Here is a 480-nt window from a genome sequence, read left to right as displayed (position 1 = left end):
GGCCTGCGGCGCGTCATAGATATTGTCAGCCGGGAAGCCGGCCTTCTTCAACACCGAAATCGCGCCTTCGACGCGGTCGACGGCGGTCGGAAGTGAATCGTAGGAGACGCGGATCGCGCCGACATTCTTCATGTCCCAGCCGCGCTTCTTCATTTCGTCGATGATCGACTGGCCGACGGCCTCGCCGATCTTGGTGGCGGAAATGCCCATATGCGGCACGTCTTCGAGCGGCTTGCCATCGGCGCCGACGAGGCGGTCGTCAACGGTCATCAGCTTGAGCTGGTTGGCTTCTGCCTTGGCGACGATGCCCGGTCCGAGCTTGACGTCCGGCGTGCAGATGATGAAGCCCTGCGCACCCTGGGCGCCGAGATTGTCGATCGCCGACTGGACCTTTTCGCCATCTTCGGCGCCGATCTTGACGACGGTGAAACCCTTTTCCTTGCCGGCCTGTTCGGCGAATTTCCATTCGTCCTGGAACCA

At 61.9% G+C, this 480-nt stretch carries 1 protein-coding gene; it reads right to left on the bottom strand.

Features of this window, described 5'->3' with window-relative positions; genetic code table 11:
- A partial coding sequence (locus AC1D0P_RS28895) for a substrate-binding domain-containing protein (RefSeq protein ID WP_477679875.1) occupies positions 1 to 480 on the bottom strand: 480 nt, incomplete at both ends.

This window comes from Polaromonas sp. P1_G2 (assembly GCF_056405515.1).
This window is presented reverse-complemented; position numbering and strand designations above follow the sequence as displayed.